The sequence below is a fragment of the Arthrobacter sp. 135MFCol5.1 genome, assembly GCF_000374865.1.
Taxonomy (GTDB): domain Bacteria; phylum Actinomycetota; class Actinomycetes; order Actinomycetales; family Micrococcaceae; genus Arthrobacter.
Genome location: NZ_KB895456.1, coordinates 167,029 through 185,759 on the forward strand (window position 1 = coordinate 167,029; position 18,731 = coordinate 185,759).

Below are 18,731 nucleotides of genomic sequence, written 5' to 3' on the forward strand. Positions count from 1 at the left end.
AGGCTTTTGCATAAACTAGCGTCATGACAGCAAATGATGGTGACGTGTCGCGATCCTACGGTACTGGCGCAAGGGAGTTCCGTCCCGGCCGTCCTACCGAGCCCGAATGGACCGAGTTGCTGGAAAGTCTTTGGAAGGATCGGTCCCTGCTGGTAGACGACTTCCTGGAGCGCTTTTCTTCCATTTCCTATGGTGAAGCAGTGGTTCCCAAGGAGGACATCTACCGGACCGCTGCGGACACCATGGACATGTTCCTCTATCAGATGGCCGGGTTGGAGCTCCCGCCGGACCTGCAGACGCTTCCCCGCGAGGTGGCCGCCCGGCGCGCCCGCCAGGGGGTCCCCCTGGACGCGTTCCTGGTAGCCATCCGCAATGACTTCCGTGTTCTCTGGAAGGGGCTGGAACGGGTTGCGCGGGACAAGGGAATCGGTGTCCTGGTGGCCAACATGGACCGGGTCCTGGATGCCGTCGAAGGTTACGTGACCAGCATCCAACAGGCCTATGCCGAGGAAGAGGCCCGCCTGGCCCGCAACAAGCAGTTGTACCGGCAGCGCCTGCTTTCCCGGCTGTTCAATGCGGGCCTTGACACCCCACGGGAAGTCCAGGACCTTGCAGCAGCCCTCGAAGTGCAGGCCACCGGTGCGTTCGAAGTGCTCGCCGTGACCTTGGACGCCGTATCCCAGGCCCAGCAGCAGTTTGAGCCCGACCACAGCATCTATATGTACGAGAACAACGGAGTCCTGTATGTCTTCCGGCAGCAGCGGAAGGGGCTGACCTGGCGTCATGAGCCGCCGCCCTTTCCTGCCGGATACGTACCCGACGTTGAGGGATTGGATGCTGTGCCCTCCGCTGCGGCCGCGGCGCTTGTGTTGGCGCAGCAGAAGCGCCGCGGCACCCGGCTGGCCACGATGGAAGACGTATGGATGGGAATCGCCGGCGCCCTCCTGGAGCAGAAGTTTCCCGGCTTTTCAGCCCCCATAAAGAACGCACTGGAGAAGTGCACTCCGCTTGAGCGCCAACGCCTGCTGGAGGTGGCACGCAGCTATGGGCGGACCGGATCCATCAAGGAAACGGCGGAGGAGCTGTTCTGCCACCGCAACACAGTAGTGAACCGCCTGCACAGCCTTCACGAGGTGATCGGCCTTGACCTCACCGTACCGGCCGAGGCCGCGCGGGCACTCATCGCCCTTAACCGCTATAGCGAGTTCCGTTCCTGATTTGTGCGAATGCCCAAGATAGGGGCCGGAAGTGGGTGGAAATTATCATTGTTCAGGGCGTTATCACTCACTTACTCTCGAATAACCACCACCGCAGCAGTGCAGGCCACCGCCCTTCGCCCGCCGCGGGACCCGGGATGCAAGAACTCAACCCCGCTCGAAAGGGCCCACGCAGTGACCACCTCACATTCACTTTCCCCCGGTGCAGATGCTCCTCCGGTCATCTCAGGCAAGGACGCGGGAAAAATTGCCCGAGCCGCGTTCGTCGGGACCGCCCTGGAGTGGTACGACTACTACCTCTTCGGCACCGCCGCCGCGCTGGTCTTCAACCGGCTGTTCTTCACCAACATGGACCCCACCGCTGCGCTGCTGGCCTCCTTCGCCACATTCGGGGTCGGCTTCGCGGCCCGTCCGCTGGGAGCCATGATCTTTGGCTACATCGGAGACCGTTACGGACGCCGGCCCGCTCTGCTGATGACCATCGTCATGATCGGCGCGGCCACGGCCTTCATCGGCCTGTTGCCCGATTTCGGCAGTATCGGCCTGGCGGCGCCCATCCTGCTCGCCGTCTTGCGGTTGGTCCAAGGCCTGGCTGTCGGCGGTGAATGGGGCGGCGCCGTGACAATGGCCGTCGAGCACGCCCCCGTTGAAAAGCGCGGCCGGTATGCGGCGCTGGTACAGGTCGGCTCGCCGGTGGCCACGCTGCTGGCGTCAGGCGCCTTCTCGCTCGTCCTGCTGTTCCCGTCCGAAGCTTTTGACGCCTGGGGCTGGCGGATCCCATTCCTGGCGGCCTTCCCGATGCTGGGCATCGCACTCTGGATCCGCCTCAAGGTGGAAGAGTCCCCCATCTTCAAGGACCTGCTCGCCCAAGGCGAAACGTCCAAGGTTCCAGCCTTCGAGGTCTTCCGCCACGCCGCCGGCCGCCTCCTCGTTGCCGTACTGGCCGCACTCCTCGGCGTGGGTGGCTTCTACATGATCACCACCTTCGCGGTGAGCTACGGATCCAACACCCTGAAGGTGGACCGGAACGTCATGGTCAACGCCACGCTGGTCGCCGCCGTGGCCCAGATCGGCGTCACATTCCTCATGGGCCGGCTCGCAGAGAAAATCGGGCCGGGCAAGGTCACCATGTGGGGCGGCATCATCAGCGCTCTCGCCGCGTTCCCCCTCTTCGCCTTGATTGATACGAAATCCCCCCTGTTGATTACGCTGGCCATCACCGTCGGGATCATGCTCATAGCGGTTGCTTACGCCGTCAACGGCGCCCTGTTGACCGAGCTGTTCCCGCCGAAGCTGCGCTACTCCGGCGTGGCCCTGGGCTATAACATCGCGGGCGCCACCAGCGGATTCATGCCCTTGCTGGCCACGGCCATGCTGGGCGTCTCCGGCAACCAGTCGTGGGGTGCGGCCCTGATCCTGGCGATCATCTCGCTGCTTACCGCCGTCGGCGGGTTCTTGGGCGAGCGCCTGCGGGTCCAAGACAAGCAGCTTGTCGGAGACAACAGTGCCCGGTGAGGACCATACACTTCGCATCCTGGAGGCCGTGGACGCCGCCTTCGATGCCCAGCTGGCCTTCACCCAGGACCTGGTCAGGCACCCGTCGCTGCGCACCCGGGAGGGCAGCGCCCAGGACCTGATGCATGCGGCCATGGCAAGCCGTGGCCTGGAGATGGACCGGTGGGAGCTGGACGCCGATGACCTGTCCGCCCACGAGGGCTACGGGCCCGCAACGGTTTCCTATGCGGGGATGACCAACGTGGTGGGCACGTACAGTCCGGCTGCTGAGCGCGGACGTTCCCTGATCCTCAACGGCCACATAGACGTCGTCCCCGAGGGCCCTTCCGAGTCCTGGTCGCGCCACCCCTGGGACGCCCCCATCATCGATGGATGGATGTACGGCCGGGGCGCCGGCGACATGAAAGCAGGTCTCGCGGCCAACCTTTTCGCCTTCGACGCCGTCCGCGCCGCGGGGTTCGAGCCGACAGGCCGTATCCACTTCCAGTCCGTCGTCGAGGAGGAATGCACAGGGAACGGCTCGCTGTCCGCCCTGATGCGCGGCTACCGTGCCGACGCCGTCATCATTCCCGAGCCCGAGGAGGACATGCTGGTGCGCGCCAACGTGGGCGTGCTCTGGTTCAGGGTCAGGGTGACCGGAAACCCGACCCATCCCCGCGAGATGGGCACCGGCTTCAACGCCATCGACGCGGCGTATACGGCAATTTCCGCGCTGCGGGAGGTTGAAGAGAAGTGGAACGCCGACCGCGGTCAGCACCGCTACTTTGAAGACCTGGAGCACCCCATCAATTTCAACTTCGGCGGCATCCAGGGCGGGGACTGGCCTTCAAGCGTCCCGGCCTGGTGCGAGTTCGACGTGCGCGCGGCAATTTATCCCGGAATCCCCGCGGAGCAGGCATGGGCTGAACTTCAGGACTGCCTTGCCTCCCTTGGCCGGGGACCCGACCCGATCAGCGCGGTCGGCGTGAAGACAGGCTTCTTCTCCGAGGGCTATGTGCTGGAGCCTGGGAGTGAAGCGGAGGCGATGCTGGAGCGCACCCATGGTCAGGTGTTCGGCAGTGAACTGAAAAGCTTCACCACGCCGGGCTACCTGGACGGCAGGGTCTTCGCGCTCTATGCCAACACGCCGCCGTTGGTCTACGGCCCCGTGTCAGAGTCAATCCATGGTTTCGACGAGCGGGTCTCGGTCGAATCCATCCGCCGGGTCACCAAGAGCATCGCCCTCTTCATTGCCGGGTGGTGCGGTATCGACGAACGGCCCTGAACCTCACCGCGGGCCTCCGCCCCCTACCGGATCCCGCCCTCGGCCAAGCTCTTTGGGCGGCCTGGTAGGCGGCTACGCCAAAGGTCCCGGAGTGCCTGATACCTCGAGGACCTGCTGCAGCCCGGTGACCGGGATGTCGGGAAACTCGGCCCGCGCTGGCGCGTACTCAAAAGAAGCGGCTCCCGATTCCTCCCAGGCCGCGGCGCCCGCCACCCGGGCCAGGAACGGTGAAAACGGCCTGGCAGCCACGGAGAGGACACGCACGGCCGCCGCCGGGATCCGTTGGACCGATCCACGGCCAGCCCGGGCGACCAGGGCCTCCGCCACCTCGTTGGCAGTGAGCGTCTGCGAGCCCCAGTCGACGACGCGGTTCCGCAGCGCAGGGTCCCGGAGGGCACGGACCACGACGGCGGCCGCGTCCCGGACCGAGGTATAGGTCACCGGGACTGACCCCGAGCCGAACACGGGCACCTTGCCCTTCGATTCAAGCGGGGCCGCCATGATCTCCAGCCGCTGTTCCAGGAGCGCCCCCATCCTGATGACCGTCCAGTCCATGCCGGATGAACGGAGCGCATCCTCGGCGGCCGCTTTGCAGCGCAGGTAGTCAATCGGCCCGTCCGGGGCGGCGCCGTGCATGGACATCATCACCAGGTGGCGGGCTCCGGCTTGGGCGGCCGCACGGATCAGCCGGACCGCGCCGTCGCGGTCAACCGCGCGCGGGTTTGTGTCCTTGGCCCCACATCCGGAGGCCGCGAACACCACCCCGGTGCAGCACGCCACCGCTTGCCGGCAGTCCGTGTCCGAGGCGAGGTCCCCACGGAGGAGTTCGACGCCGTCGCCCATCTTTTGGGGGAAAGGCTGGGACGTGCCGCGGGCCATGACACGGACCTGCTGTCCCGCCTGCAGTAGGAGGGGAACCACGGCGCGGCCAAGGCGGCCCGTGCCGCCGACCACCAGGATCATGGCCGGCCACCTCCCGCAGCGCCCTGGATTGCTACCCGGACGGCTTGGTTCACGTCGCCGGAGTCCTGGTCCACGGGCTCGAGATAGAACTGGGCTGCGGCGATCTTGTCGTGGCGGAGGGTGAAAATGGCCACCCCCGCGGCGCGCTGCACGGATCCGTCCGGACGGGTGCCGCGGTTGCTCCATTCCAGCCAGAGTTTGCCGTCCGGTCCGGTGGCAGCGTCATGGACGGTGAGGGTGAGGTCCGGCAGGCCGGCAAAGAGTGCCGCCCAGTTCTTCCGGACCTGGGCGGAGCCGGTGAAGCTGCGGGCCGGGTGGACGGGAGTGGTGTTGCGGTAGTCATCCGCGAACTGGGACACCATGTCCTCGAGGTCGTGGCGGGCGGCCGCGGCCAGCATGCGCCGGACCGGGCCTTCGGGGACGCGGTCTATTCCTGAAGCGTCCATGATCTGCTCCTTAGGTTCCGTCGCGGGAGGCGGAGAGGCTGGTACGCTGAATTAGATACAGTCAGCTGTATCTAACTGATACAAGGAGCTTAAGCCCGATGGGACCCGCGGTCAATGGTGCGCCACCCCGCTCCCGCGGCTACGACGCCCGCCGCCGGCAGGAGGCGGCCGAGGAGTCCAGGAAGCGGGTGCTCGCCGAGTCGCGGGCGCTGTTCCTCGCGAAGGGATACGGCCGGACCACCATCGCCGCCATCTCCCATGCCGCCGGCGTGTCCAAGGAGTCGGTGTACAAGGGGTTCGGCGGGAAGCCGGGGCTGGTCCGGGCCATCTACGAGCAAAGCCTCCTGGGATCCGGCGGCCCTCCCGCTGAAGAGCGGTCGGACCGTGCGCAGGCCACCGCCGTCGATGCCCGCGAGCTTCTGGAGCAGTTCGGCCGGTTCATTTCCGAAGTGAGCCCGCTGGGCTCGCCCGTCTACCTGCTCATCCGGGACGCCGCGTCGAGCGGGGACCAGGACATGGCCGCACTCCTGCGCCACGTGGATGACGAGCGGTACCGGCGGATGCTGCACAACGCGCACCAGGTGCTCAAACGGGGATTCCTGCGCCCGGACCTGACGGCGGAGGAGGTGGCCGATGTCTTCTTCATGAGTACCTCTGCCGAGCTCTACGAGACCCTGGTCCTCAAGCGCGGCTGGAGCGCCGAGCGCTTTGGGACGTTCATGGCCAGGACCCTGGCGGCCAACCTCCTGCCGTCCGCAGGTGGTTGAGCCTGCCGAAACCCAGCCTGTCGAAACCGCGCGTAGGCTACTGCTACACCTCGGCAAGCCTCTAACCGGAACGGAGACCCGCATGCACGCCGTGCTCGAATACACCTACGCTGACGACTATCTTGAGAGCCGTGAACAGTACCGCGCCGACCATCTCAGGGCGGGGTGGGCAGCGGTGGAGCGCGGCGAGCTTCTGCTGGGCGGAGCAGCCGGCGAAGGCCCCTTCAAGGGGTTGTTGATTTTCACCGGCGAGAACCCGCTGGAGGCCGCCAAAGCTTTTGCGGAAGCAGACCCCTACGTCATCAACGGCGTCGTGACGTCGTGGACCGCCAGCCCGTGGACCACGGTATTGGGCAACGAGGCCGCTTCACCTGTCCACCCGTAGACGTGACTGTTTGGCCGCACTGACCTGAACCTACTCGGCGATGTCCTCGGCCCACAGCTCCGGCTTGTCGGACTGGAACGAGCGCATCATGTCCACGCAGCGCTGATCATCCAGGACCACCACCTCAACCCCGCGTGCGCGCAGGAGGTCCAGTTCGCCGTCGAACGTGCGCGCCTCCCCCACCAGCACGCGGGGGATCTTGAACTGGATGATGGTTCCCGCGCACATGGCACAGGGCGCCAAGGTGGTGTAGAGCGTGGTGTCCCGGTAGCTCTTCTGCCGGCCGGCGGCGCGGAGCGCTGACATCTCGCCGTGCGCGATCGGATCGGCGTTCTGGACCCGTTCGTTGTGCCCGCTGGCGAAGACCTCGCCGTCCCGGGCGATCGCTGCCCCAATGGGGATGCCGCCTTCGGCCAGGCTCTTCCGCGCGGCCTGGTAGGCGGCCTCGAATGCCGAAAGATCGTTGCTGTCCAGTGCCGGCGCGGCGGTTTCGTGCTGTTCGTGGGTCATCGCGGGGACCTTATGTCGTCGTGTGCGGCGATGGACTCGGCGATCCGTTTGATTGCCTCGAGTGTTTTCGGGATGCCGTCCAGGGCTTGCTGGGTGCGGTCGGCGATCTGGGCGTCTGCGTCGGCGCCGTACTTTTCTCCGAACATGGCGATCCCTTCGGGCAGGAATTCCCAGGACTCGGTCAGGACGGTTCCGGTGCCTGCCGGGGTGAGGGTAAAGCCCCAGCGGACGTATTTGCCGCCCACCACCCAGGCGAACTCGCGTCCCGGCTCGGCGGCCACCACCTGCGAGCGGGTCTCCCAGGTCCGGTGCGGGAGCTCGTTCCGCCCGGTGAACCACGCGCCGACGTGGCCGGCGCTGGTCTCGTCGTCCCACCAGCACGCTTTGCAGACCGGGCTCCACTCACCGGTGCGGGTGACGTCGGAGACCAGGCTGTAGAGCGCCTCGGCTGATGCGTTGACCGTGACGGAATCCTGGTGCTGGCGGGGGCTGCTCTGGTTCATGGCTCCATCCTTGCAGACGGGCACTTCTCCGGCCGCCGGCTGCGCACCAGGAACTGCTCCGGGAAGGAGGAGAACCCAGCGCGGAAGCTCGGCAAAAACTGAGCCAACCCTGAGGGATCGGAGTGCACCCGGCTTATACGCTTTCCTGGACACCCGGGAGCATAGGATCCGAGCGACAAAAGTTGGGGGAATTCATGCCGGAACTGAGCCGGATCTATTGGACGCGTCAGGGGCTACGCCTGGCGTATTCGGCGGTACTGCTGTGGCTCGTCTTCTCGGTGCTGACGGGCTTGATGGCGAAGGCGGCGCCGGTAAGCGGGGCGGGAGTGGCCGGGGTCGCTGGCGTGTTTCAGGGCATTCTCGGCCGTGTTGGCTCGGCAGCAGTGCTTCCGGTCGCAGCTGCAGCGGTCCTGGCTATCGTTGCGGCCGTCACGACGAGCCAAGATGTCCGACGTCGGGATCCGGTACGCCGTTTCACCCGCCAGCAGCGCCGCGAAGGGATGGCCCGGGCCGGCGGCCTGTGCGAACTGGAAGCGGGCTTCGGGCGCCGCTGTGGCCGCCCCGCCGAGCACGGCGACCACTTCTACCCGTGGTCAAAGGGCGGCTCCACCAGTCTCCAGAACTTCGTTGCCGCGTGCGCCAGGTGCAACCGCGCCAAGCGGGCGAGGATCCCGTCTCCGGGCCAGCAGCGCCGGATGGAACGACGACGGCGTGACTACCTTCCGCCGTCGGCCTCAGTCAGCGTGGGCGAGCGTCAGCCGCTGCCCTGAGCCCAGGGCCGGAGCGGGTGCTTCCGGTCAGTCGGCTTCGGCTGAGGTGTTTGCCAGGGTCCCGTGGCCACCAGGTGCCTTGGTGAGTGTGAAGATCCCGTAGCGCATGGCACCGGCGCGGTAGGCCAGGATCAGGCGCGGGATGCTGAGGACGAAGACGCGGTTGCGGGCGCGAAGGGCCAGCCGGCGCATTTCGGGATCCACGAGCAGGGCCTTCACCAGCCGGCGAGCGCAGATCGGCCAGGTGCGGGCGACGCGGCGGCTGACATCCTCATAACCGCTGATCTCAAAACCGGCCGCCATAGCCATTGCCTCATACTCCTCGCGCGTGCCCATCGAGGGGAGGCGCCCTTCGCGGCAGATCGGCTCCAGAAGGTGGCGGATTTTCCAACGGCCCGCATCGGTCTCGGCCAGCCACGCGCAGATGACGAACCGGCCGCCGGGTGCCAGCACGCGGTGCGCCTCGGCGAAGAACCTGGGTTTGTCCACCATGTGCTCGCTCGATTCGATGGCCCACGCGGCGCCGGCCGAGGCGTCGGGCAGCCCGTTGTCGAGCCAGTCGCGGACCTGGATGTCCACGGCCGGTACTGGGCGCCCGGCGGCATACTGGGCCTGCTCAGCGGACAGGGTGAAGCCGGTGACGCCAACCCCGCGCGTCACCGCGAGCCGCCGTGCCGTGGAGCCATAGCCACAGCCGATGTCCACGCACGCCTGGCCCGGCATCAGCCCCAGCCGGTCGCCCACCGTGTCCACCAGCGCCTCGACGGCCTCGGCAGGTGTCTCGCGGCCGGTCGTCCACAGCCCGTGGTGGACATGCTCGCCCCACACCCGGCGGTAGACGGGATCAAGCTCGTCGTAGTGATCCGCCACGGCCACGGCGTCCTGGGAGATATCGGGGACGATCACGCCCCGACCCTACAACGGCGCTCCGCAGCGAAGGAAGGGGAAGGACGACGGCGGCACTTGCGTCCCGCCGTCGTCCTTCCTCCCATGCCGGGCACCCGCCCGCCGGCCCCTACGGGTGTACCAGCACCTTCACCGCCGTGTCCTTGTGGTTGATGAGGGTGTCGAAGCCCTGCTCCACCAGGTCCTCAAGCGCGATCCGGCCGGTGATGAACGGCTTGAGGTCCACCTTGCCCTCCTGCACCATCTTGATCACGGCGGGGTGGTCTCGGACGTAGGCGATGGTGCCGCGCAGGTCGATTTCCTTGAGCACGATCTTCTGCATGTCGACGGTGGCGGGCGCGCCCCAGATGGACACGTTGACCACCACGGCGCCGGGCCGGACCGCGTCGAGCATGGTGTCCAGCACCGCGTTCACGCCGGCGCATTCGAAGGCGACGTCGGCCCCGGTGCCGCCGGTGAGCTCCCGCACCCGCGCCGGGACGTCCTCCTTGCTGGGGTCAAGGACATGGTCCGCCACCCCGCTGGAGGTGGCCTTCTCCTTGCGCGCCTGGGTGAGCTCGCTGATGATCGTGGTCACCCCCATGCCCGTCAGCACCGCCGCGGTGAGCAGTCCGATGGGCCCGGAGCCGCCCACCAGCGCCGTGTCGCCCGCCTTCACGCCGCTGCGCGCCACCGCGTGGTGCGCCACGGACAGCGGCTCGATCAGCGCCGCCTCATCGAGCGGGATGTCCCCGATGGGGTGCACCCACCGCTGGTCCACCACGATCTTCTCGCTCAGCCCTCCCCCGCCGCCGGACAGCCCGATGAAGCCCATTTGCCGGCACAGGTGGTAGCTGCCGGCCTGGCACATTTCGCAGGTCCCGTCCACGAAATAGGGTTCGACGACGACGTTGTCCCCCTTCGCCAGGCCCGTCACCCCTTCGCCCACCTCGGAGACGGTCCCGGAGAATTCGTGCCCCAGGGTCACCGGTGATTCCTCGTGGGAGAGCGGGTGCGGGTGCCCGGGTGCCGGGCAGAAGATGGGCCCTTCCAGGTACTCGTGCAGGTCTGTGCCGCAGATGCCGCACCACGCGACGTCGATCTTCACGGCACCGGCGCGGAGTTCGGGTTCCGGGATGTCCTCGATGCGGATGTCCTTGCGGGCGTGGAATCGTGCTGCCTTCATGATGGGGTTCTTCCTTTAGCGGGTGTGGTGGCTGGGCTGCAGTTCGTACACCGGTGTCTCCAGCCCCTCCATCCGGGCCTTGAGCTGCAGGGCCAGGTAGGAGGAGTAGTGCCGGCTCTGGTGCAGGTTGCCGCCGTGGATCCAGAGGTTGGGGACGTTGGTTGGTTTCCACATATTGCGCAGCTCCCCCTCCCACGGACCAGGGTCTTTTGGCGTGTCTGAGCCGTATCCCCAACATTTGCCCACTCGGTCCGCGATCTCGGGCGAGACCAGGTCCGACAGCCACCCGTTCATGGACCCATAGCCGGTGGCGTACACGATGAGGTCGGCCTCCAGCTCGGTGCCGTCGTCCATCACCACGGCGTTGCCGGTGATCTTGGAAACCTGCCCGTTCTTCAGCTTCACCCGGCCGTCGATGATCAGCTGGGAGGCGCCGACGTCGATGTAGTAGCCGGAGCCGCGCCGCAGGTACTTCAGGAACAGCCCGGACCCGTCCACGCCGAAGTCCAGTTCGAACCCCGCGGCCTCCAGCTGCGAGTAGAAGTCCGCGTCCCGCCGGGCCATCTCCTGGTACACAGGCACCTGTGCCTCGGGCAGGATCCGGTACGGCAGGGACGCGAAGAGCAGGTCGGCCTTCTCCGTGGTCACGCCGTTGGCCAGGGCCTTCTCCGAGTACAGGTCCCCGAGGGCCAGGTCCATCAGGGATTCGCTACGGGCGATGTGCGTGGAGGAGCGCTGCACCATAGTGACGTCGGCGCCGTGCTCCCAGAGGTCGGCGCAGATATCGTGCGCTGAGTTGTTGGAGCCGATCACCACGGCCTTCTTCCCGGTCCAGTCCCCGCCGCCGGGGTGCTGCGAGGAGTGCCGCTGCTCCCCCAGGAAGGACTGCGCGCCGTCGAACGCGGGGATGTTCGGGTAGCCGGAGACGCCCAGGGCGAAGACCAGCTGCTTGGGCCGCAACGTCACAGGCGACCCGTTGCGGAGGACGCTGACCGCCCATTCCTGCGAGCCGTCGTCGTACTCCGCGCCCACGCACTCGGTGCCGGACCAGTAGTTCAGCTCCATGATGCGGGTGTAGTGCTCCAGCCAGTCGCCGATCTTGTCCTTGGCGGCGAAGACGGGCCAGTCGTCCGGGAACTTCAGGTACGGCAGGTGGTCGTACCAGACGGGGTCGTGCAGGTGCAGGGACTTGTAGCGGTTGCGCCAGGAGTCGCCCGGGTTCTGGTTCTTCTCGATCACGATGGTGGGCACGCCCAACCGCTTGAGCCGCGCTGCGAGGCCGATGCCGCCCTGCCCGCCGCCGATGATCACGCAGTAGGGCTGCTCCTCGTAGCCGAGCCGCGCCGCCTGCTCCTCCTTGAGTTCCTTCCAAGAGCGGCGGCCGCGGACGATTTCGTGCGCCACGCCCTGTTCGCGGCGCGGGCCCTTCTTCTCCTCGAAGCCCTTCAGCTCCTGCATGGTGGTGAGCAGCGTCCAGCATTTGCCGTTCCGCAGCCGGAGATGGCCGTAGCCGCGGGCGGCGCCGGTCTCGAACGTGATCCAGGCTTCCACGGTTCCATCTGGATCGGCGCTGCCCGTGGCGTCCTCGGCGAGCGCCCAGTTGGCGGGCTGGACGTGGTCCAGCGTCGCCTCGAGCATGCGGCGGATGTCCGCCTTGCCTTCCAGTGTTTTCAGGTTCCAAGTGAATGCCACGAAGTCGCGCCAGTAGCTGTGCTCCTCGAAGAGGTCCAGCGCGGCGTCCACGTCGCGCCGCTGCAGCGCCCCGTCCAGGCTGGCCAGCCAGGCCTGCGCGGCGGCGGTGGGTGTTTCGGTCATCTCCACTCCTTTGTGTGCGGTCCCTCAGGTGGTCCGGGCGGCTCCCGCCGGAGTCCCTGCGGTATGCTGGGGCGGGCGTGAGCTGCATCACTATTGGAACGCGGCGGGGGTAACAAGCGCGTTACACGGGCACTGCGGGCAAGGACGCCGGCGGTGAGGAGGAGACGGTGGACTACGGCCTGAGGTTCTCGGACCCGGCGAAGTACGCGCGTGCCCTCCGCCGCGCACACGAGCTGGTCATTTCGGGTGTCCCGCGGCCGGAGATCCCCGTGCCGCTGGCGGAGTCGTGGCGGCGGTCCATGGCGCTGGGCATCAGCCCGGACCAGCACAGCCCGCGGCACCTGCACGACCCGTCCGAGGTGCACCAGCTGCGGCGGGAGCACCGGCTGCAGCGGGTGATGCCGGCGCTGAAGGACCTGCTGGCCGACGATTCCAGTTCCGGCCGGCACCTGCTGGTGCTCACCGATGCCGGCGGCGAGATCCTGTGGCGTGTGGGCAGCCGGGAGGTGCTGCGGCGGGCGGACCGGCTGGAGTTTTCCGAGGGGGCGGACTGGTCCGAGGCGGGGATCGGCACCAACGCCATCAGCGAGGCGCTGGTGACGGGCGGGCCGGTGCAGCTGTTCTCCGCCGAGCACCTGGTCCGCACCCACCACGACTGGGCCTGCACGGCGGCGCCCATCACGGACCCTCTGACAGGTGCGCTGCTGGGGGTGCTCGACGTCTCCGGGCCGCTGGACACCATCAGCGCGGACACGCTGCGGATGGTGCGGTGCGCGGTCCGGGTGGCGGAATCGCTGCTGGGAACGTCCGACGGCGGCGCCTCCTTGGGTGTGTCGTCTTCCGTTCGTGCGTCGCGGCAGAGTGTCCGGCTTCCTGGCGGTGCGGTTTCGTCGCTGGAGCTGCTGGGTGACCGGCCTGCCGCGGTGCTTGCCGACGGGAGCCGGGTACCGCTAACGCTGCGCCGGGCGGAGATCCTGGCGCTGTTGGATTCCCGGTCGCAAGGGTGGAGCGCCGAGGAACTGGCCTATGAACTGCACGGCGACGCAGGCACGCCGCAGGCCATCCGGACGGAGATGTTCCGGGTCCGGTCGATGCTGGGCGACGCGGTGGAGTCGAACCCGTACCGGCTTGCTGCAGGTTTGGCCGGTTGCACGGACTCGGGGAGGGTGCTGCGGCTGCTGCGCGAAGGCCAGGTGGCTCAGGCGCTGGAGGCGTACACCGCTCCCCTGCTCAGCCGGTCCGGCGTCCTGGCGGTGCAGCTGCTGCGGGACCAGCTGGACCTGGCCGTTGGTGCGGCGGTGCGGGGCAGCGGGGACGCTGGGATGTTGGTGCGGTGGCTGTCCACGGACATGGGAGCCAGGGATTCTGAGGCGGTGGAAGCCTTCGGCCAACTTGTGGGACGCGCCAATGCCCGGTACCAAACGTTTCGCGCATCCTCCGCCAGTTGAAGTGGCGGACCCTGAGGTCAGTAGAAGACTGCTGATAAAAGGAGCCGGTGGCCGCCCAGCCCGGCCCACCGCTGTGCGTGCCCCTTTATTCGCGGGATTGCCGAGGACATCCGCGACGGCCTCCTGACTCCCGACTCCATGATCCCCCTGAGACCGAATTCGGCGCCGACATAAAGGTCAGCACCATGGTCTCCGCGGAGCCCTCATGCTCCTCGAAGAGGACGGTCTCAAGGGGGCGCACCGCGGCGTCGGACGCTTCATCTCGGACACACTCCCCCACATCGGCATCCAACGCATCCGCCCCTTTGATAAGGTTCTCGCCGGCGCCCGCCAGACGCTCGAGGTGAAGCCCCACCAGTCCATCGCGCCGCGGATGCCGGCGGGCGGGCCGGCGGGCACCAAGCGGAGGATGCAGAGAGCGGCGATGGCGGTGAGGACGAGGACCATGACGAATATGGACCGGAAGCCGAGGGTCTCGGCCATGAGTCCGCCCGCGTAGCCGTCCACGCCGCCGATCCCGCCGTTGATGGCGGCGATGATGCCCACGGAGGTGCCGAAGACCCTGGCCTGCAGGTTTTCGCTGAGCACGATGTAGGCCAGCGCGAACACGGCGCTGGAGACGCCCTGCAGGAACCGGCCGATGACCAGCAGCGGCAGGGTGGGCGCGGCGATGCAGAGGATGGTGCCGGCGCCCATGATGCCCAGGACCAGCAGCAGCGCGGCGCGGCGGCCGATGAAGTCGCTCCACCGGCCGATCACGGGCCCGGCGATGGCGCCGGCCAGGAAGAACATGGATTGGACGGGGGCGGCGCTGTCCGCGCTTTCGCCGAAGCTCGCGGCGATCTGCGGCAGCGCGGGGGTGACCATGCTGGCGTTAAGTTGGAAGGACAGCACGCCCAGCAGCAGGGTGGAGATCAGCAGGGCGGCGCGGCGGCCGGAGAGCCTGGCCGCGGCGTCGCCGGCGGGAAGTACGACGGCGGCGCCTCCTTGCGCGAGCGGCGCGGCTGCTGCGGGGGTCGGGGTGTTCATATCAAACTCCTTTGTTCGAGCAGAAGGGGATCGTCTTTGGCTCCCATGAACACAACACGTCCTGCCGTCACCGCGGTCGGCAGCATCAACTTGGACCTGATCGCCACCGCTGAGCGGAATCCGACGGCGGGTGAAACCATCTGCGGCGCCATCCTGTCCGAGCAGCCCGGCGGGAAGGGCGCCAACCAGGCCGCGGCCGCAGCCCGGCTGGGCGGCAGCGCCCGGATGGTCGGCGCCGTCGGCAAGGACGCGTCCGGTCAGCGGATGCTGGACGCCCTGGCAGCCGCCGGCGTGGACGCCTCCCACGTTGCGGTCCTGCCGGAGCCGACCCGGGACGGCGCTGATCGCGGTGGACCGCGACGGCGAGAACCAGATCGTCGTGTGCCCGGGCGCCAACTCCCACCTGTCGCTGGACGGGGTGGAGTTCGGCCCGGAGGAGACGGTGCTGTGCCAGCTGGAAGTGGGCCTGGACGTGGTGCTGGAGACCGCCCGAAAGGCGCGGGGTTTCTTGCTGGACTATGGCCGGGCCCTGGCTGTGGCGAATGCTGTTGGTGCTGATGCCGTAGGTGATCCGTCTTCGCAGCCGGATTTGGCACAGCTGGGCCACTACGTGGAGCGGACGGCTGCCGCTACAGGCGCTTCCTCGTGAATGCGCTGCCGTTGGCTGTTATCTTCCGGCGGGCGGTGGTTGCGGACTTTCCCGATTTTCCGCCGCATCACCCGCGACGCGTACCTCCGGGCGGGGCACTTTGCGGCCGACCATCCGTACATGAGCGTGCTGGAGGACGTGGAGCACCGTGCCGAGCATGCAGAGGTGTGGGTGGCGGAGGCCGCGGGGAAGGTGGTGGCGGCCGTGGCGCTGACGTTCGCTGGCCGGCCGTGCAGCGAGATTGCGCGGGACGGGGAACTGGAGTTCCGGATGCTGGCCGTGGACCCGGCGCACCAGGGCGGCGGCGTGGGCCGGGCCGTGGTGCGCGAGATCGTGAAGCACGCCCGGCAGCTACCCGGCGTCGAGGCGATCAGCATCACCAGCGCCACGTTCATGGAGCGCGCCCACACTCTGTATGAGTCTCTGGGCTTTCGCCGCGCACCGGAACGGGACTGGTGCGTGCCGGCCGAGGACGTGCTGCTGTGGGTATTCAGGCTGGAGCTCGCCGGCTGAGCCTGTTGGAGCCCTATCCGAACTTGCGTGGTTCCCACTGCCACGGGAAGGAGACCGGGAATGCTCAGCGCAAACGCGCGACGCGAGGAGATCTACCACCTTGACGTGACCACCGGCCTGGCCTTCGTGAAGGAGCTCTCTGCCCGGTTCGAGGTGCCCTCGTCCATCATCCGCCGTAATCTGCTGCTGAATTCGCGGGGCCTCAAGTCCACCTGGGCAGCGGCCCCCTGTCGGGTCCTTCCGTTACAGATCTTTACCGGCTAAGCCGCGGCTGGAGTTGAGTGCAGCATAATCAAGCTTTTCTGCCCAGTCGGAGGCTGTTAACTCGTTGATTACGCCGTCCTTGACGACTCCGCTCAAAGACATCAGTCGGCGCCGGTCCACTGGAATAGAGCGGTGGATCGAGGGCCGCTTGTACCAGGCGCCATCCGCCCTCCGAAAATCGAAAGGTATAAAGCACATGTTGAGAGGATCTACTGTCTGGCTCATGACTTCATTAAAAGCAGCACCACTAGAGGTGTGCTGTTTACTTACCCATTGCGGCGTGCAGGCGCACTGACCGAAGACGACAGGGCGCCCGTTGAGTTCATCCCCCATAGGCACCCAAGCAACCAGGTCTAGGCCGTTGTCCCCAAAGTCCTTGGGGCCAAAGTCCGTCTTGTCAAAACGCGCTTGTTCGCCCAGGTCACTAACGAGACGGTCAAGTTTGTCGGCCAGTTGGCCCGCATAACGTCCGTTTTGCATCTCGGCATTCTTCCCGAACAAATGGACTTGCGCTGCCGGGGGCATCAGTGCCCTAAGAACCTCAAGCGAAAGTTCCTCAAAGCGAGCAGTCAGCCGAGTCCTATCCGCCGCAGAGGGCACATACCGCAAAACCGAGCAGTGCAACAGGAAGAGATAGAGGCTCCTGCTGTCGCTAATGTCTGTCAAGTACAGGCGACGCTGGTTCAAATAGAACGGATAAGCCGCCCCATAGACCCTCTCGCGTTCTTGCAGATACTCAAAGACTTCAGCAGCTCGAGCTCGCTGAGCGTCATTAAGCTCGGCCTCGGAGTCACCACTCACGTCCTCCGTCGTGTCGGCGTCCTCGGACTCGTCACTGCTCTCATCCGAACGAACGTCGTTCCTTCGTCGTGCTGCTTCCGCCAGCTCGGCTACTGAGAGAACACCGGAGTCCGAAGTCAGGCATAGTAGCTCCGCCCAGTCCGCCCAGCGATGCAATTGAGGTGATCCCGGCAGACGATGCAAACCTCCCAACAACTCTAATCGTCTCCATCCGCACGGTTCCGGAGGGCCTGACGAAGCCCCTTGACATCCGTGAACAGCTCATCAACAGCTGTATGGTCAGTGATTAGAACCTCATCAAGATCATCAATGTAGTTATGCGCAAGCGACACGTTCTCCCTCGCTGCAGCAATTGCAACCTTGAAGTTGTCCGTGGCAGCACCACTCAACTTTGCAGCCAGCCCCAACGTCTGGCCGTTCTTCAGTGCGTCAAGGGACCGAGGATGCGACACAACATCCGCAAGCAACCGGATGTTTCGCGACTCGCCCAGAACTGATCGACCCGATACGCCCTTTGAGAATACCCACCTTGTTAGCCATCCAAGGGCATCATTGTTCAAACCTGACAAATCTGGGCTTTGCGCCGATTGCAACTCTAGGAACTGCACTATTTTGTCGTATGCCAATACTGAAGATAACAACGAAAAGTCTAAAGAGCTCTCATTCAAATTTTCTACGCCGTAATAGTTTGAATCCTCAATTACTTCGTATATGGCCAACGCAGTCAGTAAACGTCCGACGTAATCACTCCGGCTCCCGATACTCCTAGCCAGGCGCTTGAACCTCTCCCCCAGGTCGCCCGTAGTCTCATCAAAACGTTGCTTCAGATACCTTGCCTTAGCCAGGGGATCCCATTCCTTGATGCCCGTCACATGACGGTAACCGAGATGCTCCAGAATCTCGTCCCGGGTTTCAAACTCCAAACAAGGAAGTTGCTCTGGTTTATACTCCGCAGTCTCCGCTACGGTGCGTACAGTGACACTTCTGGTGGGTGCAAGTTCCGGCTGTAGTAACAAGCGAGTCGCAGCCAATCGCCTATTACCTTCCACTACGGTCCGTTTCTCACCGCCGGAGGGATCAGGACAAACCAAAAGAGGTTCGCCAGGGAAGAAATTTTGGACAGCAATCGAACGCATAAGATCTATGAGATTGGCGTCCTCCAACATAAAATCGAGTACCGTGGCCAGATCGGACCCGTCCACTGATTTAGGAAATCGTGGGTTATCCGAGTCGAACTGCAAATCTTTGACGTCGATGAAGCTAAATTTGGGCACATCCCACCCCTAGTAGACCAAGAATTTGGTTCAAGCTTAGTATGTGGAGGCCTCTGTAGCCTTACCACTCCGATACAGCCCCTGTGGACGCCGTTCGTGTCGTGATAGGCAGAAGCAAACGGTGCCCTCCGACCGCCCGACACTCACGTGCCAAGTCACGTTCAACACAGAGTTACACTCACATAGTGTTTGGAACGAGCTCCACAAATTAGTTCGGGAGTTAGGGGTCAATGTGAGTTCTCAACAGATATACGCGCTAGTCGACGCATACGAGAGAGATGTGCGAGACATCATTGCGCGCTTCATCGTCACTGAGCTGAACAGCGATGAGCTCGTTTTCACCACGCTTCTCGCGCCCCTCTTGGCAAAGCGTGCAGCAGACCCTGCGGGAGCTGAGGTCGGTCTAGTGGACTACCTGGACCTGCGCCAAGCATATGACCTGTTGAATACGCATCGTAGGTTTTTGCCACAGGAGCTGTCTCGGCAAGTCAGAGAGCTGACGTCAGAACTGGACAGTATCGTGCCTA

Annotated in this window: 18 protein-coding genes and 2 pseudogenes; 10 read left to right on the forward strand and 10 right to left on the reverse strand. The window is 65.7% G+C overall.

All coding sequences use genetic code 11. The features are described 5' to 3' along the window. Positions 1-23 precede the first annotated feature (23 nt). The 3 genes from C563_RS0110580 (at position 24) to C563_RS0110590 (ending at position 3,996) form a co-directional block, all read left to right on the forward strand. The gene (locus C563_RS0110580) at positions 24-1,217 is read left to right on the forward strand and encodes a helix-turn-helix domain-containing protein (protein ID WP_026264657.1); all 1,194 of its coding nucleotides are present in this window, start codon (positions 24-26) and stop codon (positions 1,215-1,217) included. A gap of 174 nt (positions 1,218-1,391) precedes the next feature. Beyond that, positions 1,392-2,732, forward strand: coding sequence for an MFS transporter (locus C563_RS0110585; RefSeq protein WP_018762026.1), 1,341 nt, complete (start codon positions 1,392-1,394; stop codon positions 2,730-2,732). Beyond that, complete coding sequence (locus C563_RS0110590) at positions 2,707-3,996, forward strand: ArgE/DapE family deacylase (RefSeq protein WP_442852937.1); 1,290 nt, start codon at positions 2,707-2,709, stop codon at positions 3,994-3,996. Before C563_RS0110585 ends, C563_RS0110590 begins: the two co-directional genes overlap by 26 nt. A 72-nt stretch (positions 3,997-4,068) precedes the next feature. On the opposite strand, the gene C563_RS0110595 is transcribed toward C563_RS0110590, so the two are convergent. Then, positions 4,069-4,959, reverse strand: a complete 891-nt coding sequence (locus C563_RS0110595; RefSeq protein WP_018762028.1) for an SDR family oxidoreductase — start codon at positions 4,957-4,959, stop codon at positions 4,069-4,071. Next, complete coding sequence (locus tag C563_RS0110600) at positions 4,956-5,405, reverse strand: nuclear transport factor 2 family protein (RefSeq protein WP_018762029.1); 450 nt, start codon at positions 5,403-5,405, stop codon at positions 4,956-4,958. Before C563_RS0110600 ends, C563_RS0110595 begins: the two co-directional genes overlap by 4 nt. A gap of 98 nt (positions 5,406-5,503) precedes the next feature. Between C563_RS0110600 and C563_RS0110605 the strand changes: the two genes are divergently transcribed. Continuing rightward, complete coding sequence (locus tag C563_RS0110605) at positions 5,504-6,172, forward strand: TetR/AcrR family transcriptional regulator (RefSeq protein ID WP_018762030.1); 669 nt, start codon at positions 5,504-5,506, stop codon at positions 6,170-6,172. 82 nt (positions 6,173-6,254) lie between these two features. Next, positions 6,255-6,557 (forward strand): YciI-like protein, encoded by a 303-nt coding sequence (locus C563_RS0110610; protein ID WP_018762031.1) that lies wholly within the window; start codon positions 6,255-6,257, stop codon positions 6,555-6,557. A 30-nt stretch (positions 6,558-6,587) separates the two neighbouring features. Here C563_RS0110610 and C563_RS0110615 read toward each other — a convergent pair whose 3' ends face one another. Both C563_RS0110615 and C563_RS0110620 read right to left on the reverse strand, forming a co-directional pair. Then, entirely contained in the window at positions 6,588-7,067 is a 480-nt protein-coding gene (locus C563_RS0110615) for a nucleoside deaminase (protein WP_018762032.1), read from the reverse strand. Then, the gene (locus tag C563_RS0110620; protein ID WP_018762033.1) at positions 7,064-7,570 is read right to left on the reverse strand and encodes an SRPBCC family protein; all 507 of its coding nucleotides are present in this window, start codon (positions 7,568-7,570) and stop codon (positions 7,064-7,066) included. The genes C563_RS0110615 and C563_RS0110620 overlap by 4 nt, the downstream gene beginning before the upstream one ends. Positions 7,571-7,764: 194 nt before the next feature. Here C563_RS0110620 and C563_RS0110625 point away from each other — a divergent pair, with 194 nt between their 5' ends. After that, positions 7,765-8,340, forward strand: a complete 576-nt coding sequence (locus C563_RS0110625; protein WP_018762034.1) for an HNH endonuclease — start codon at positions 7,765-7,767, stop codon at positions 8,338-8,340. Positions 8,341-8,367: 27 nt separating this feature from the next. Here the strand turns inward: C563_RS0110625 and C563_RS0110630 are convergent, their stop codons facing one another. The 3 genes from C563_RS0110630 to C563_RS0110640 form a co-directional block, all read right to left on the reverse strand. Then, the gene (locus tag C563_RS0110630) at positions 8,368-9,246 is read right to left on the reverse strand and encodes a class I SAM-dependent methyltransferase (protein ID WP_018762035.1); all 879 of its coding nucleotides are present in this window, start codon (positions 9,244-9,246) and stop codon (positions 8,368-8,370) included. Between the two features lie 109 nt (positions 9,247-9,355). Beyond that, entirely contained in the window at positions 9,356-10,411 is a 1,056-nt protein-coding gene (locus C563_RS0110635) for a 2,3-butanediol dehydrogenase (RefSeq protein ID WP_018762036.1), read from the reverse strand. Between the two features lie 15 nt (positions 10,412-10,426). After that, on the reverse strand, positions 10,427-12,226 hold the full coding sequence (locus C563_RS0110640; protein WP_018762037.1) for an NAD(P)/FAD-dependent oxidoreductase: 1,800 nt from the start codon (positions 12,224-12,226) through the stop codon (positions 10,427-10,429). A gap of 167 nt (positions 12,227-12,393) precedes the next feature. On the opposite strand from C563_RS0110640, the gene C563_RS0110645 reads away from it, so the two are divergent. Continuing rightward, positions 12,394-13,674 (forward strand): GAF domain-containing protein, encoded by a 1,281-nt coding sequence (locus C563_RS0110645; RefSeq protein ID WP_018762038.1) that lies wholly within the window; start codon positions 12,394-12,396, stop codon positions 13,672-13,674. A 348-nt stretch (positions 13,675-14,022) separates the two neighbouring features. Here C563_RS0110645 and C563_RS21085 read toward each other — a convergent pair. After that, positions 14,023-14,703 (reverse strand): annotated as a pseudogene (locus C563_RS21085) (MFS transporter); the annotation flags it as partial. Between the two features lie 45 nt (positions 14,704-14,748). Between C563_RS21085 and C563_RS21090 the strand changes: the two are divergent. The 3 genes and pseudogenes from C563_RS21090 (at position 14,749) to C563_RS0110670 (ending at position 16,129) form a co-directional block, all read left to right on the forward strand. Beyond that, positions 14,749-15,352, forward strand: a pseudogene (locus tag C563_RS21090) (PfkB family carbohydrate kinase). A gap of 39 nt (positions 15,353-15,391) precedes the next feature. After that, positions 15,392-15,865, forward strand: coding sequence for a GNAT family N-acetyltransferase (locus C563_RS21095; protein WP_331271249.1), 474 nt, complete (start codon positions 15,392-15,394; stop codon positions 15,863-15,865). A gap of 60 nt (positions 15,866-15,925) precedes the next feature. Continuing rightward, positions 15,926-16,129, forward strand: coding sequence for a hypothetical protein (locus tag C563_RS0110670; protein WP_018762042.1), 204 nt, complete (start codon positions 15,926-15,928; stop codon positions 16,127-16,129). On the opposite strand, the gene C563_RS0110675 is transcribed toward C563_RS0110670, so the two are convergent. Beyond that, complete coding sequence (locus tag C563_RS0110675; protein WP_155845134.1) at positions 16,109-16,930, reverse strand: hypothetical protein; 822 nt, start codon at positions 16,928-16,930, stop codon at positions 16,109-16,111. The two genes, C563_RS0110670 and C563_RS0110675, sit on opposite strands and share 21 nt — an antisense overlap. 197 nt (positions 16,931-17,127) lie before the next feature. Beyond that, on the reverse strand, positions 17,128-18,204 hold the full coding sequence (locus C563_RS21865; protein WP_018762044.1) for a hypothetical protein: 1,077 nt from the start codon (positions 18,202-18,204) through the stop codon (positions 17,128-17,130). Between the last annotated feature and the right edge of the window lie 527 nt (positions 18,205-18,731).